This is a genomic window from Corynebacterium sp. HMSC078H07 (assembly GCF_001812805.1).
In the GTDB taxonomy this organism is placed as follows: Bacteria; Actinomycetota; Actinomycetes; order Mycobacteriales; family Mycobacteriaceae; genus Corynebacterium.
Genome location: NZ_KV810517.1, coordinates 1 through 14573 on the forward strand (window position 1 = coordinate 1; position 14573 = coordinate 14573).

The following is a 14573-nucleotide window of genomic DNA, read 5'->3' on the forward strand; positions in this document are numbered from 1 at the left end:
CGCAAAGTCAGCATTCGTCGAAACCTTCGGCTCACGAGGCTCAGGCCGGTCGGAGCTCGACGGCGTCGGCTCTGGAACTACGTCAGTATTCGGAGTAGTAGAAGGCTCATCAGATTCATCAGTAGTCGACTCATCAATGGTCTCAGACGGCGTCTCTTCGGTGGTCTGCTCTTCGGTCGTGGACGGCTCAGACGGCTTGGGGGTCTCTTCCGTACCCGGATTCTCACCGTCATCGTCCGGCAGACCCGGCTGGTCTACTGGGATAACAGACTGGGCACTCGAATTGGGATTGTTGTTGGGATGCACAACAGTGATATACGCATCTGCAGGTTGCTTCGCAATCTGAACCGACGGGTCTTTTACAAGCTTCGGAACATCAACGGAGCCTTCAATCTTATAGCCCGTAAGTGCCGTAAACTCTTCGTGCGATCCGGTAAACGCCGGGAATGCCTTCTTATCATTCTCCTTGATAGCACCAGCAGGCCAGCTCTTCGGGTTTTGCGACGAGTTCAGGAACATCAGCAGATAGACGTAATAGTTAGCAGCCGACTTGCTGTCACCCCGGGCAGCTGCAGATTCCATCTTCCGCGCGAGATTGATTACAGCGTCGTGATAGGTCTTGTCGAACTTAAGCTTCGTCGCTTTCTTCTGTTCGTACTTTTCCCACGTATTGAGCGGGGTTTTGGCGTGCGGCTCAATACACCAAGCCCAGCCCACATCGTTACCCTTATATCCGCCGTTGTTGAACCCAGGTCCTGCCGGCTTACCCGCCCAAACAAGCAGACCCCAGCTATAGTCCGCGGCGAAATGCTGCGGGTTCGTTTCTTCCTTCTTCTGCTCGTTACCAAGCGTAGTGTCAGGCACAAAATCGGTTGGCTCCGCAGCCTCCGCTCGCACTCCAGGAATGGCGACCATGGCCGCAATTACCGCAATGGCAGTCAGCACTGCGGTAAAGACCATCCACCCCTCTCTGGAGATGTTTCGTAATCTACTCATTGTTTCCTCTTCGGATGTTGCAAACTCTTACAATTTATTCTGCGCAGCGTCCGGATGGATGCTGAGAATATCTGAAATCTTGACGTGGCATTTCCACCCTGACCGGCACAAACACCTTCAGACTCTCGATCTACTCTTAAAGTCCACTCAGCAGAATATCATCACACACAGGCTCCTGCAAGATTGGTGATTCTTTCATAAATTTCGCTTATGTCGGTGGAAAGTCGGCAAACCGGCAGGTAAATCGGCATGATAACACCAGCAAATCGTGCTGTTAGCTAAAATGTTCGACGCCTTGTTGACGTATCTACATTCTCAGCTTTTAGAAAAACTGATTAAGTTGGAGTTCTCTCGTCTTAATTTCTCAACTCAGGTTTTCTAAGCTTTAGCAGGGGTTGGTATGTGCAAATTTCAACCAAATATGAACAGCATCGCGGACATTAGAGCACTGAGTGAACATGAAGCCCAGTAAGAAGGGGTAAAAAGGTTTGTTGAACCTTCAACTTTAACTAGAACGCCCGTTCCCTTGATTTTGTCAGCTTCCCCACCCTGCGCAGTCCCTGAGATAGACGAAAGCGGCCGCGCATACCGCGCAACCGCTTAAAAAATTCCTGCACACATCTACACCCAAGGGTGTAGTGTTACCTCCCCATTAGTCGTCAGCAGACCTGGTGAGCTTGGGATCGACGTCAATGACGGGCTCGGCGACTTCGATGACGTCGATGTCGGGAATGGGGGCGTCGCTAAGCGCCGGCTCCTCTGAGGCGCCCTGAGCGTACTCACTATGGCTTGACCCCACAGTAATCTTAGAAGCCGCTAAGTTGGCTCTGTCGCGGGCAGTTTCAACGTCCTCAGCGGTCGTGGACACCATGCCCATGCGGCGGCCGGCGTAGGCGCTGGGCTTGCCGAAGAGACGGACGTCAGTTTCCTCGTAGGCAAGGGCTGCGTCGAGGCCGGCAAAGGAGACGGCGTCAAGCTTGGCGTCCGCATGGAGAATGACCGCAGCACCAGGGCTGACCAACGTGACGTCAATGGGAAGGCCCAACATAGCGCGCACGTGCAGATCGAACTCAGAGAAACGCTGCGTATAGTCCGTTAGCATCGCCGTATCCAACGGGCGCGGCGATACTGAGGAGAAGTACACATCATCGCCAGCCACAAAGAGCTCCACGCCGTACACGCCGCGCCCACCCAACTCATTGGAGATACGCGCGGCCACGGAACGCGCATTCGCCAGCGCATCCTCGCTCATCGCCATGGGCTGCCAGGACTCCACCAGGTCACCTTTTTCGTGACGGTGACCAATAGGCTCACTAAACCACGTGGCCATCTTGCCCGTGGCCGGGTCAATGGAGCGAACTGCTAGGAGCGTAACCTCATAATCAAAGTCCACGAAGCGCTCCACCACCACGCGCTTATTATCTGAGGACACGTGGCGCACCATGGTCCAGGCTTCCTGAACATCCTCTTCTTCCTTAAGAAGGACGTGCCCCTTGCCGGAGGTCGTAATGTCCGGCTTCACGATGCACGGCAGGCCCAACTCCCCCACTGCCTTCTGCAGCTCCTCAGGGGACTCCGCAAAGCGATAGCCGGACACGGGCAAGCCGATGCTCTCCGCCACGGCACGAACGCTCTCACGCGATTGGGTCAGCGCGCACGCACGCGCGGAGGGCACCACGGTGGCTCCCAATTCTTCCTCCACGCGCTCGAGGGCTTCAATCGCCACGGTTTCCACCTCGGGGACCACGTAGTCCGGCTCGATGCGCTGGATGAGCTCCCAGACCTTTTCGGGGTCGCGGATATCCGCAATGTAGCTAAAGTGCGCGAGCTGCTGTGCTGGCGCTCCTGCGTAGCGGTCCACGGCATGAACTTCGAGCCCCACATTTTGGAAGGCTATGGCCAGCTGCTTGCCTAGCTCGCCCGCCCCCAGCAATAGCACCTTGGTAGCGGTTGCTGTGAGCGGGGTGCCGATGCGGCCTGCGTTATCGCCTGCGGTAGTCATTCTCGAATTATCGCACACATTTAACGCCATGCTGCTTGGCGACGTCCCCCTGCCTGCTTACTGATCTTCCATGACGTCGTGGCGCACAATGGTCTGATCACGACCTGGGCCGACACCAATGTAGGAGATACGGCAACCAGAGAGCTCCTCCAAGCGCAGGACATAATCCTGAGCCTTCTGAGGGAGGTCGTCAAAAGTCTTGCAGTCAGTGATGTCCTCATCCCAGGCAGGCATGGTTTCAAAGATGGGCTCGGCGTGGTGGAACTCGGACTGAGTCAGCGGCATCTCGTCGTAGCGCTTGCCATCAACGTCATAGGCCACGCAGATGGGGATTTCACCAATGCCGGTAAGCACATCCAGCTTCGTGAGGAAGTAGTCCGTGAAACCATTGACGCGGGTTGCGTAGCGGGCGATAACGGAGTCATACCAACCGCAACGGCGCTTGCGGCCAGTGTTGACGCCGATTTCGCCACCGGTGGTCTGCAGGTACTCGCCCCACTTATCGAAGAGCTCCGTAGGGAACGGACCAGCGCCCACGCGGGTGGTATAAGCCTTGATGATGCCCAGGGAAGTCCTAATGCGAGTTGGGCCGATGCCGGAGCCTACAGAGGCACCGCCGGCAGTCGGGTTCGAGGAGGTCACGAACGGATAGGTACCGTGATCCACATCCAGCATGGTGGCTTGGCCGCCTTCCATAAGGACGTGCTTGCCGGCATCTAGAGCCTTGTTGAGCTCCAGCTCGGCCTCAATGACCATCGGGCGCAAGCGATCGCGGTAGCTCAAGAAGTAGTCCACGATCTGATCTGGGTCGATAGCCTTTCGGTTGTACATCTTCACCAGCATCTGGTTCTTGATATCTAGAGCCGACTCAACTTTCTGGCGCAGGATGGATTCATCGAAGATGTCCTGCACACGGATGCTGATGCGGGCAACCTTGTCGGCATAGGCGGGGCCGATACCGCGGCCGGTAGTGCCGATGGCTCGCTTGCCGAGGAAGCGCTCCTGTACGCGGTCGAGCGTCTGGTGATAAGGCGCCACGAGGTGCGCGTTGGCGGAAATCTTCAGACGCGACGCATTAGCGCCGCGGGCTTCGAGGCCATCGATCTCATCAAAGAGAGCCTCCAGGTTAATCACCACGCCATTGCCCAGGACCGGGGTGGCGTTTTCTGAAAGAATACCGGCGGGAAGGAGCTTCAGCTCGTACTTCTCGCCGCCGACCACGACGGTGTGGCCGGCATTGTTACCGCCGTTGGGCTTAACTACGTAATCGACCTTGCCGCCGAGGATGTCGGTAGCCTTGCCCTTGCCTTCGTCGCCCCACTGGGCGCCGACGATGACGATCGCTGCCATTTTTGGTGTCACTTCCTAGTTATTGAAGTCAAATACGCACCTACTTTACCCGCCTTGCTGGAGCAGTGGTGGGTTTGTGACAAGGTCATCAAGAATTAGAGCGCTGGCAGCACGGAGCACCGTCCGCGAGGAGTTAAGCCTGGGGCTGACTAGACGCTTTCGGTGTTCGCGTCGCCACCGCCCGATTCCTCGTTATCGAAGTAGATGGTGTCGTTGGTGAACATCAGCCTTGACTTGTCTGGGGTGCTGACGATGATGCCGTCATCGACAACGGCGATCTGAGCTTCGATGTCACCGATGCCGATTCGGTAGAGCCCGTTTCCTTCAATTTTCTTGCCGTTGGTTGGGATATCGTCGTCATACTGGCTGAACTCGGTATTACCCTCCAGTGGCAGGAAGGTCACTAAGTTAAACTCCATGCCTTCTGGCATTGGACTCTTACCGCCCTTAATGCCCCAACCCCCGCCATCGCCATGTGCACAGTCGATAGCGCTATTCTCCTCAGCGATTCCGCAGACCATGTTCCAGCCATCGGCAGCGATAGTGAAGAGTTCTTCGCCGCGGAGGTCTTCTTCATCCTTAGCCAAGTCCGCAGATTCGGTGGGTTCAGACTTCACATCGAGGTAGAAAATGTCGGAGTTCACACCGTCAAAAGAGTCATCCATCATAGGTGCTTCGGTGCCTGGGCGCTTATAAACTTTGCCTTCAACACCAACAATGTCACCGTCGGTCTCGGACTCATAGGTGTAGCCCTCGCCATCCTCGCTGACCTCGAACGAGGAGGATGTGATGTAAAGAGCATCCTCGCTATAGATTTTGCCATTGACGAAGAAAGCAGGGACTTTAACGGATTCTCCACCGAACTTGCCCTCCAGCACCACGTAGCTGAGGAACTTGCACGGGTCATACTCGTCTTCACCGACGGTGAGGTCCTCGAATTTCTCGGTGGAGCCCTTCACGTAAGCTTCCTTGTTCTCCAACACCTTGCCGAGTTCGGTGTCTTCCAGCTTCGTGCCTTCCCCACACTTGGCGCTCGTGGTGGATGAAGCCGAGCTGCTGGAGGATGCGGTACTCGAGGTCGTGGATGCTTCGGAGCTCGACTCTGCCAGGGTCATTGCCGCCGCTGTGGTGAAAGCGGGTTCTTCGGCTTTGTCACCAGAGCCTCCGCCAAAAGTACAGGCGCTCAGCGCCAGGCCCGTAGCGGAGAGGAGTGCGAGAGTAGTCATGCGAGCAGACACAGTGAGAAACCTCCAAGGGGTAGATAGGACTCTGCTGGAACTCTTCGATGTAGGAAACCTTGTGGGGTTTGACTGCCAGACTACCCAGCCCTTGTGACGCGCACTACAGCATTGGGCAAGGCTCCCCGTTTCTCGGTTGGAGAACTGCCTGTCGTTACAGGTTTGTAGATAAGGCTTCTATGATCCTTGTATGTTCTGTGCGCTTTTATACTGCGGTGGCCAAGCCGCAGGCACCGCTTCCGCTCCCCTTGCCCATGCTGAAGAGCAAGGAGTGAAGGTGCGGCCCCTGCACATGAGCGAGGTTCCGACGCGTGCCGAACTCAAGGAGCTTGACGCACTGGCAAAGGAGGTCCTACCGGAGGACCCGACGCCAACGCTCGATGAGATCGCTGCACAGCCGGATGTGGATCATTTAGGACAGCCCGGCTCAGCACCGCAAGCACGGTTCTTGCGCGAGCCATTGCGCGTAGTCGTCGTCGGCAGCGACGCGGCGCTGAGCGCCGTGCTCACCCGGATGATGCGGGCGGACTACCTGTGGGCTGAGGTGGGCTTCGTGCCAACGGATGAGACATCCACGGCAGCGATGAATTGGGGACTACCAACATCCACAGAAGACGCTCTCTCATTTGCGTTGACTGCGCCGGTTAAACCGGTACCGCTCATTCGAAATGATGCGGGTCTGGCCGTTGCGGGCTCTGCCACCATTGCGGAATGGTCAGGGGAGGAGATTACGGGTGAGATTATCGTCGATGATGCTGTGCTTTTGCGCGCGGACCGCGAGAAGCATGTCTTTGGCGCTCGCCTTGTCCCCATGACCGATGCACCGGGCATCGTGGCGGCAAAGGCGGTATCGAGCTTTACTGCGGAAGATGAGCCACGGAGGGTACTATTCGCTCGTCTCCGCAAACAAGCACAGCCGGGACAACTCGACCCCGATAGTGTGGTGCAGGGAAGAGCCGTGCAGGCAGGCGGGCCAGAGCTGAGCGTCAGCGTCGATGGCATCCGCGCACCGCGTCCGGTCAAACGCGTGACGTTCTACCGGCACCTTCGGGACCTGCAGGTAGTGCGGCCCTAATTCTCCTGCTTAGTAATCCGATCAATCTGGCTCAGTACCGGGGCCACTAATTTGGGAGGCCAGCACGAAATGTCGTTTAGGCCCCGATTCTCGGGCACGAGTTTGAGGGTAAAACGAAATGAGGATCCGACCAGCATTACCTTTCGGTACTAGGCTCGGAACCGGATCCTCACCGCATGCGCATTGTGCAATGCGCCTAGGCGGTATGCGGAAAACTCTACCATTCTCGACTCCCGAAAGAACAAACCCATGCCACTCACAAGAAAAGTTTCTTGGGTATCCGAGGCCAGATTCGCTCCATACCTCGAAGAATGTGGCACACCGGAGGAAGCATGGAAGCTATATGAACTCAACGCACAAATCGCAGCTGCATTGTCTGAAGTCATTCATCACACTGAGGTCTTGCTGCGGAATGCCATGAGTGATTCACTTGCCGAAGCTCACCCTTTTGACTTCGGCTGGAGTCAAGATTCTTTCGATATTTCCGCACTCTCTACGAAGCTAGCCAAGAAATACAAGCGTCCTGTCACAAAGGACGACATCATCGCGCATCTGAACATGGGGTACTGGGCTTCACTACTTTCCACGAAGTCCGATGCCAATGAGGAAATCTGGAGAAAATACCTTCGAAACGCATTTCCGGGCCAAGGTAGCAGGAAAATAGTTGCAACCTTGTTGACAGACCTCAATGTCCTACGAAATCGGTGTGCTCATCAGGACTCACTTCTCAACGTGGACCCAACGGTAGAGCTAAAGAAAATTTTAAGACTTGCCAGTTGGATAGACCAAGATGCAAGACTATGGTTAGAAAACCTCGAACGCGTCACGGAGCTAGCCACAAATCGCACTCCAAAGCTCAATACCGCGATCTTGGGGCACGCCGACGACTCCCTTTTCACCTTCTACCAAAGGGTAGGTGCCGTGGTTCTGGAAGCCTCCACGCCACTTGCACAAGTAGATTACATAGGGTTCTATTTCAGCCAGAAAATCATCGGAATCTTTCCAAGGGTTTTAGACATCGAAATCGCTTCTAACTGGAACAAGAAGACCTCAAACGAGCTTAAGAAATCATCCGACCCCGAGGAAAATCGTCTCGGGAAGATCATGAGCTACGCCCTCTCAGATCCATTCGTTAAAAGCTATCCACCGGAGAAAACCTACAAGGTGTATCACCTTAGTGGACCCAAGCACGCCTTAACTCTCACTACCGCTGGTGAGCAGGAAATCTTGCACGAAGCAAGTGGACGCGGCTCCGCATTTGTGAAGAGACCCCGGTACTTTCAGAGTAGTTCTCTGTTGGCTGCCAAAGTCACATCTGATTTGCCTTCACCGAACAAGTAGTCCGAATGATTTCCGAATTCGCACTGCTAAAGTTGCGGCCCTAGTCATCCTTAGTCTTCGTCCTCCAGCACCTCCGGCGGGTAGGCCGGGTGCTTCGACGTGGGCACTAGCTGCGCCACCGCGGACTCGCGGGACATGCCACAAATCATGAGCAAGTCCACGATGATGGAACGCGTTTGTGCCAGCACCGCATAAGCGGAGAGAACCGGCTTGTCCCCCGCCATGTCAACGGAACAGCGTGCCGCTAGCTGGCGCAGACGGTGAACAATGTCGGGGATAGCGTGGGCCTCATCCACGCGGCGTTCCCGCGCGGATTGGTGACTGTAGAGTTCTGAGAGCTCCATCATGATGTCCGAGATGTCGTCGATAAGCTCGACCTGCTCCGGGGTTGCTTCATCATCATCTTCAGCCAGGACGAGTGCACGGCGGGACAGCACACGGGTGCCGCGGACAACGTTATCGACGGGGGTGAGAATACGCTCCAAGGAGCGGACGTTGCGCTGCGAGCCCCACAGGAACGGTGATAGACGTGCGGTCTCCGCACCACCTTTCGTGGCGTTCAGCATGTTGTTGATGTCATCCTGAGTTCCGCGCACAGCATCACGTGCTTCTTGGATGCGGTCGGGGTCGTTATCCTCGAGGCCTTTCGAGACATCGACAAGCACCGATGACGTGATTCCAAGAACCTTGGACACCTCGGTTCGGCCCGCTCGCAGAGGCGAATTCGGGATGAGCATGATCATGGACAGCCCGATGACTGCACCGATAATGGCGTCAATCGCGCGGGAGACTCCGCCCATCTCCGTCGGGGGCAAAATCGTGGCAATGAGGATGGCGGCGATGACAATCTGGTTGGACACCAACTGCGATCCGGTGACGAAAGAACCGATAATCAACGCCAGACCAATGATGATGGTCATATGAATTGGGCCGGTGCCCAGAGCATCCACGAGCAACGTGCCCACGAGGACGCCGATGACACCGCCGATGGCCATATCCACCGCGCGGCTAATGCGATCACTGCCGGAGAGACCCAAAATGATGATGACCGCCATCGGGGCGAAGAAGGGCTGCTCGTGGCCGAAAAAATCATGCGCTACATAGAATGCGAGGCCAGCACCGAGTGTGCTCTGCACCATGAAGACAAGCCGGTTGCGCACGCGCGTAAAGCGCGACTTAACCGACTTATCCACCAGCCGCAGCTGCTCGCGGGTAGTCCTGCGAACGCGCTTGACGGTACTCGACGATGACTCTTGCGCTCCCATGGTTTCCGTATCTTACGCGTTCAGCTGTAGGCGTTGACTGGGGCAGCCTGGGCTGGATGCAAAAAAATGAGCACGGTAGCCTTCCGAACCGGGTGGATTCGGGAGCTATCGTGCTCAGATCATGCGCTGGCTTGGGGAGCTGTACCAGAGGGATGGCGCCAAGCAACAGCGACTTAGAACCGTTACTTAGAAACGGTCTTGCCCACAGAGTGCAGGTCGGTGCAGGCCTCAACCACGCGGTCAGCCATAGCCTGCTCAGCCTTCTTCATGTAGGAGCGCGGGTCGTAGACCTTCTTGTTGCCAACCTCACCGTCAATCTTGAAGACGCCATCGTAGTTAGCGAACATGTGGCGAGCGACCGGATTGGTGAAGGCGTACTGGGTATCGGTGTCAACGTTCATCTTGACAACGCCGTAGCCCAGAGCCTGCTCGATCTTCTCCTTCTCGGAGCCGGAGCCACCGTGGAAGACGAAGTCGAACGGCTTGGAGCCATCCTCAAGGCCGAGCTTCTTGGATGCGGTCTTCTGACCCTCATCGAGAACCTCCGGGCGCAGCTTCACGTTGCCCGGCTTGTACACGCCGTGGACGTTACCGAAGGTAGCTGCCAGCAGGTAGCGGCCCTTCTCACCGGTACCGAGGGCATCAACGGTCTTCTCAAAGTCCTCCGGGGAGGTGTAGAGGTTAGCGCCAGCCTTAGCCTGAACGCCGTCCTCTTCGCCGCCGACAACACCAATCTCAACCTCGAGAATGATGTTGGCGTTCTTTGCCTTCTCCAGCAGCTCCTGAGCGATTTCCAGGTTCTCATCGATCGGGATAGCGGAGCCATCCCACATGTGGGACTGGAACAGCGGCAGCTCGCCGCGGTCTACGCGCTCCTGGGAGAAGGCGATGAGCGGGCGCACGTACTCATCCAGAACTTCCTTCTGGCAGTGGTCGGTGTGCAGCGCAACGTTGATGCCGTAGTGCTGTGCTGCTTCGTGCGCGAAGGCAGCGAGTGCCTTTGCACCGGCAACCTTGTTCTTCACGGACAGGCCGGAACCGAACTCGGCACCGCCGGTGGAGAACTGGATGATGCCGTCGGACTCAGCCTCGGCGAAGCCGCGGAGTGCTGCGTTGATGGTTTCGGAGGAGGTGCAGTTGATGGCCGGGAATGCGAAGCCGCCCTTCTTGGCGGTATCGAGCATCTGGTTATAGACCTCAGGGGTTGCGATTGGCATAAAGATCCATCCTTTGGAGTTGCTGTGCAGTAAGCCGTGCTACCTCGCTGTTAGGCGAAACAACACGTTCCAACACCCAAGTATGCCTATCGATGTTGGTTTCCGCCGTACGATACGGTGTGATCTCACTTAAGGGGGTGATTTCAGTTCGAAGGTGTGCAGGTCTACTAGGAGTTTTGTACCTTTTTGGATTCTTCCTTGTGCTTCCAAATTCGGGCGCAGGCCTCCAGTAGCATCCAACCGGACAACTGAACGGACAAATCTCGCTCGGCCACGCGGATAATGCCGACCTTTTGGCCCAGGCTCGACGGGCCGAACCCATAGTTGTGGGGCAGTTTCGCGTCCGCGGTCCAGTCAGAACCGAAGATGGGCAGGCCGTCCACCTCGAGGCGGTGTTCCCACACGGACTCGGCAGAGCTGATGACGAGGCGTGCCGCGAGCTTTTTCGTGGCGCGATTGGCAGGCGAATCCCCAGGGAGGCGCACGGCCACGTCTGCGAGGTAGCGCACGAGAATGCCCTTGAATAGGCCGCCATCACCGTCACCGGTTTTCCAGTCAATAACGCCTGTATGGGTTGCCATACCCGTGGCCACAGCCTGAACGAGACTGCGGATGCGGGTGGTGTAGTCCATCATGTCTTTGGCCAAGTCAGCCTCGTAGATGGTGTCGATGGTTTCCAAAGAGGTCAGTCCTGATTTCTTGCGCAGAGCAAGGACAATTTCCAGGCAAGCACCGAGGACAACGCCTTGGCAGTAGGGATGGATGGCGCGAACAACTTCGCGACCGTCCATACGCATGCGGATGCCGTCCATGACGAAGCCGTCATCGTCGATGAGATGGTCATAGATCCAGTCCACGATGTGGCGGGCTTCGTCTAGGCGACCCATGCGGGCAAGCATGATGGCGCCGGGGCCGTTGGAAGGCACGTTAAGGAAGGTCTCGCCTTCGCGCCACGGCAGTACTCCCACCTGGGAATCGATTCCGGCGCGAATGTTTCCCTGCAGGACGCTGAGCTTCTTATACGGGCGCAGCTTATTTAGCTCCCCGGCGCGGGCCATGGCGAGGGCCATCCAGGCCTTGTCATCGTAGTAACGATTCTTCGTCAGCGCGCGCAGGTTGCGCACGTGAATGCCGCGCATGGTGTTGGCGATAAGCGTTCGGCGCACCTTGGTGTTTTTGCGCAGTGCGGCATCTACCTGGCAATCCAGGTAGTGGGCTTGCCACCAGTAGTGCCAATGGACAAAGAGCGATTCCTTGGTGGTGGGCGGCCAGCTCACCACCGCAAGGTTGGTACGCGGCAAGCCCCACACGGCGCTCGCGTGGCGCTCGTTGATGGCTGTCTCCGCGAGGTCAGCACGGTGTGCCCATTTTTCTTTCACGTCTGTCTCATCATTCTGGCATGTGAATTCGTTACCTCACATGTAAACATAGTGGGCGGGGCCTCACCATGCTTTTGATAAGTCGGCGTGCTGCCGAATCCACGCATGCATGGCAATACCTGCGGCCACACCTGCATTAATGCTGCGCGTGGAGCCAAACTGGGCGATGGAGCACGTCATTAGCGCTGCGTCTTGGGCCTCTTGGCTCACACCGGGGCCCTCTTGACCAAAGAGGAGAAGACAGCGTTCAGGTAGTTCTGCGGTTTCGAGAGGCACACACCCGGGGGTGTTGTCGATGGCGACGACGGTGAGCTCCTGCTCGGCGGCCCAGGTCATTAGTTCACTAACGTCCGCATGGTGCATGAGGTGCTGGTATCTATCCGTAACCATGGCGCCGCGGCGGTTCCAACGGCGGCGGCCTACGATGTGGACGGTGTCGACAGCAAAGGCGTTGGCCGTGCGCACGACCGTGCCGATGTTGGCGTCGTTCTCGAAGTTCTCGATGGCGATGTGGAGGGCATGCCGGCGGGTATCAATGTCCGCACGGATGGCCTCGCGCGACCAGTAGCGGTAGGCGTCCACGACGTTGCGGCGGTCGCCTTCGGCAAGCAGCTCTGGGTCGTATTTTTCCGCTTCTGGCCCTTCGGGAAGCGGCCCTTCCCAGGGCCCGACGCCATGGCGGCCTTCGTTCCACTCGGTGGGGCCTTTGGCATCGGTGGCTTCGTTGTGGTGAGCGGCGTCGCCGGTATTAGGCAAGGTCGAGGTCCTCAAGGCCCAGTAGGTAGCGGTACTCCAAGCCTTCGGCGGCGATGGCTGCACCAGCGTCGGTATCACGGTCCACAACGGTGGCCACGCCAACAACCTCAGCACCTGCGTTTCGCAGGGCCTTGACAGCGGTCAGCGGGGAGTTACCGGTCGTGGTGGTGTCTTCCACGACGAGCACCTTCTGGCCCTCAACGTTGAAGCCTTCAATCTGGCGCTGCATGCCGTGCTTCTTGGCTTCCTTGCGCACGACGAAAGCGTCGATGTCACGGCCATCAGCATGCATGATGGACAGCGCGACAGGGTCGGCGCCCATGGTCAGTCCGCCGGCAGCGGCGAAGTCCCAGTCCGCAGTGAGCTCACGCAGCAGGGAGCCGATGAGACGGGATGCCTCGTGCTGCAGGGTGGCACGGCGCAGGTCAACGTAGTAGTCAGCCTCCTTGCCGGAGGACAGCGTGACCTTGCCGTGGACGACGGCCAGCTCCTTTACCAGTTCTGCTAGGCGTTGCTTCTTCTGCTGATCCAGGCTCATCGCGCGCTCCTTCGGTATGTGGCTGTCTCTAGCCTTTAAAAATCCGCCCTGTAGTCTACCCTCTTCCAAGTGGCAGACCATTACACGGGCTGCAGTGCTTGCGGCGCGGACTATTCGTGGCGCTGGCTAGTCGAAAATAGAGGAACCACCATCAAAGCGGCGCGGCAGGCGGGCTTGGTTCTGCTCGTGGGTGGGGTGTTCGCGACCATCAGCGATGGCGTCCACCTCGTCCGCGCCCAGGCTCGTGTGGTCGATGGGGCCATGTGCTTCGCTCGTCGTGCGGCTCGGCATGACCACAGGTTCAGTCGGGCGCTGGATATTAGGGGCACCGACGGAGGCGTCACGGTCAGGGACGGCCGTGGGGCCAGTGGGTTCCGGCTGTGGGGGTGCGGGAATGTCGCGGCTCGGGTCGAGCTCGTCTACGCGCAGCACCTGGGTAGCTTCGGAGCGTGGCGGAAGGACGCGTGCGGTATCAGCCAGCACCGCAAGTGGTTCGAGCATCTCTTCCCACTCGGTGCTGCGAGCCTGCTTGGTGGTTTGGGCAAGTACCCACTCCCCTTCCATCCACGCAGCAGTGACTACAGCGGGTAGCGCGCGCAAAGCACGAGTGACGCGGTCATCGATGAGACGCTGGCCCACGCCGGCTTCGGAGGCGAAGACGTCGAAGCCTTCCTCCGTGCACACATGGACGAGGTCGTCGGAAGGAGTGTCCACGGTCTCCCCTACGCGACGAAAATCAATCACGATGTCAGAAGCTGCGCCAGTGCGCATGGCCATGATGGGGATAGCGCCCATATCGAAGAGCAGCGTTTCATGGCCACGAACCGTTCCAGCAATGATGTCTTTCGGCTCCTGGCCGCGGGCAGCAGCACCACGGGTCCATTCATCCGCGAGGTAGGAATCATGCTTGGCGTACTCCCAGCCGCGCTGTTGGCCGAAAGTTTTCCGCTCGCGTCGAGCGCTGCCGGGCACGAGGTGCTTGGCGCGTTCGGCGCGCTCCGTAAAGCGGGGTGCCGGAGCCGGTTCCCCGGAATTGGAATCGGCGGCAGTTTCTGGCTCTGGAATTGGTTCCGGAGTTGGTTCTGCTGCCGGCATTGCTTCCGGCAATGGCTCTGGCGTGGGTTCCGGCTCGGAAGTGGGTTCGTACTCGGGCTCAGGTGCCGGTTCGGGCTGCGGCGCAGACTCGTCTGCCGGTGCGGGCTCGGTTGCTGTATCGGTTGCTGCGTTGTCGGCAGCGTCCGATTCGGTGGCGACGGGCTCGGAGGTGGGCTGCTCAGGCAGCTGTTCGTCGGCGGAAGGAGTGGTGTCAGCGGCCGGAGAGTCGGTGCGCTGGCGCTGGTCCCACCAGAGCAGGAGCAAACCCGCGAGGAGCGCGGCGGCGGCGAGGAGTAGGAGTACGAAAGGCATTACTGACTG

At 58.0% G+C, this 14573-nt stretch carries 11 protein-coding genes and 1 pseudogene; 2 read left to right on the forward strand and 10 right to left on the reverse strand.

The features are described 5' to 3' along the window. From HMPREF2875_RS13860 to HMPREF2875_RS11270, 4 genes and pseudogenes are all read right to left on the reverse strand, one after another. Positions 1-996 (reverse strand): annotated as a pseudogene (locus HMPREF2875_RS13860) (hypothetical protein); the annotation flags it as partial. 652 nt (positions 997-1648) lie between these two features. Next, positions 1649-2998 (reverse strand): formate-dependent phosphoribosylglycinamide formyltransferase, encoded by a 1350-nt coding sequence (gene purT / locus HMPREF2875_RS11260; RefSeq protein ID WP_070673213.1) that lies wholly within the window; start codon positions 2996-2998, stop codon positions 1649-1651. A gap of 57 nt (positions 2999-3055) precedes the next feature. Beyond that, the gene (locus tag HMPREF2875_RS11265) at positions 3056-4348 is read right to left on the reverse strand and encodes an adenylosuccinate synthase (RefSeq protein ID WP_070673215.1); all 1293 of its coding nucleotides are present in this window, start codon (positions 4346-4348) and stop codon (positions 3056-3058) included. Positions 4349-4497: 149 nt separating this feature from the next. Further along, positions 4498-5574, reverse strand: coding sequence for a hypothetical protein (locus tag HMPREF2875_RS11270; protein ID WP_246817104.1), 1077 nt, complete (start codon positions 5572-5574; stop codon positions 4498-4500). Between the two features lie 304 nt (positions 5575-5878). On the opposite strand from HMPREF2875_RS11270, the gene HMPREF2875_RS11275 reads away from it, so the two are divergent. Both HMPREF2875_RS11275 and HMPREF2875_RS11280 read left to right on the forward strand, forming a co-directional pair. Then, entirely contained in the window at positions 5879-6661 is a 783-nt protein-coding gene (locus HMPREF2875_RS11275) for a hypothetical protein (protein ID WP_246817105.1), read from the forward strand. Between the two features lie 249 nt (positions 6662-6910). Then, the gene (locus tag HMPREF2875_RS11280; protein ID WP_246817106.1) at positions 6911-8002 is read left to right on the forward strand and encodes an Abi family protein; all 1092 of its coding nucleotides are present in this window, start codon (positions 6911-6913) and stop codon (positions 8000-8002) included. 50 nt (positions 8003-8052) lie between these two features. Here HMPREF2875_RS11280 and HMPREF2875_RS11285 read toward each other — a convergent pair whose 3' ends face one another. From HMPREF2875_RS11285 to HMPREF2875_RS11310, 6 genes are all read right to left on the reverse strand, one after another. Continuing rightward, positions 8053-9267 carry an FUSC family protein gene (locus HMPREF2875_RS11285; RefSeq protein WP_070673221.1) on the reverse strand — a complete coding sequence of 405 codons (1215 nt, stop codon included), beginning with the start codon at positions 9265-9267 and terminating at the stop codon, positions 8053-8055. Positions 9268-9449: 182 nt separating this feature from the next. Then, the gene (fbaA, locus tag HMPREF2875_RS11290) at positions 9450-10484 is read right to left on the reverse strand and encodes a class II fructose-bisphosphate aldolase (RefSeq protein WP_070673223.1); all 1035 of its coding nucleotides are present in this window, start codon (positions 10482-10484) and stop codon (positions 9450-9452) included. Positions 10485-10651: 167 nt separating this feature from the next. Next, the gene (locus HMPREF2875_RS11295) at positions 10652-11863 is read right to left on the reverse strand and encodes a glycoside hydrolase family 76 protein (RefSeq protein WP_070673225.1); all 1212 of its coding nucleotides are present in this window, start codon (positions 11861-11863) and stop codon (positions 10652-10654) included. Between the two features lie 63 nt (positions 11864-11926). Then, positions 11927-12619 carry a TrmH family RNA methyltransferase gene (locus HMPREF2875_RS11300; RefSeq protein WP_070673227.1) on the reverse strand — a complete coding sequence of 231 codons (693 nt, stop codon included), beginning with the start codon at positions 12617-12619 and terminating at the stop codon, positions 11927-11929. Continuing rightward, entirely contained in the window at positions 12612-13157 is a 546-nt protein-coding gene (pyrE, locus tag HMPREF2875_RS11305) for an orotate phosphoribosyltransferase (RefSeq protein WP_070673229.1), read from the reverse strand. The genes HMPREF2875_RS11300 and pyrE overlap by 8 nt, the downstream gene beginning before the upstream one ends. A gap of 126 nt (positions 13158-13283) precedes the next feature. Further along, entirely contained in the window at positions 13284-14564 is a 1281-nt protein-coding gene (locus tag HMPREF2875_RS11310) for a type III secretion system chaperone family protein (RefSeq protein WP_070673231.1), read from the reverse strand. Positions 14565-14573 lie beyond the last annotated feature (9 nt).

What these genes read in the sequence shown, in the direction of transcription:
- HMPREF2875_RS11270 (WP_246817104.1), bottom strand. Translation starts at nt 5,574, where the DNA reads ATGACTACTCTCGCACTCCTCTCCGCTACGGGCCTGGCGCTGAGCGCC.
- HMPREF2875_RS11285 (WP_070673221.1), bottom strand. Translation starts at nt 9,267, where the DNA reads ATGGGAGCGCAAGAGTCATCGTCGAGTACCGTCAAGCGCGTTCGCAGG.
- fbaA (WP_070673223.1), bottom strand. Translation starts at nt 10,484, where the DNA reads ATGCCAATCGCAACCCCTGAGGTCTATAACCAGATGCTCGATACCGCC.
- HMPREF2875_RS11310 (WP_070673231.1), bottom strand. Translation starts at nt 14,564, where the DNA reads ATGCCTTTCGTACTCCTACTCCTCGCCGCCGCCGCGCTCCTCGCGGGT.
- HMPREF2875_RS11275 (WP_246817105.1), top strand. Translation starts at nt 5,879, where the DNA reads ATGAGCGAGGTTCCGACGCGTGCCGAACTCAAGGAGCTTGACGCACTG.
- HMPREF2875_RS11265 (WP_070673215.1), bottom strand. Translation starts at nt 4,348, where the DNA reads ATGGCAGCGATCGTCATCGTCGGCGCCCAGTGGGGCGACGAAGGCAAG.
- HMPREF2875_RS11280 (WP_246817106.1), top strand. Translation starts at nt 6,911, where the DNA reads ATGCCACTCACAAGAAAAGTTTCTTGGGTATCCGAGGCCAGATTCGCT.
- purT (WP_070673213.1), bottom strand. Translation starts at nt 2,998, where the DNA reads ATGACTACCGCAGGCGATAACGCAGGCCGCATCGGCACCCCGCTCACA.
- pyrE (WP_070673229.1), bottom strand. Translation starts at nt 13,157, where the DNA reads ATGAGCCTGGATCAGCAGAAGAAGCAACGCCTAGCAGAACTGGTAAAG.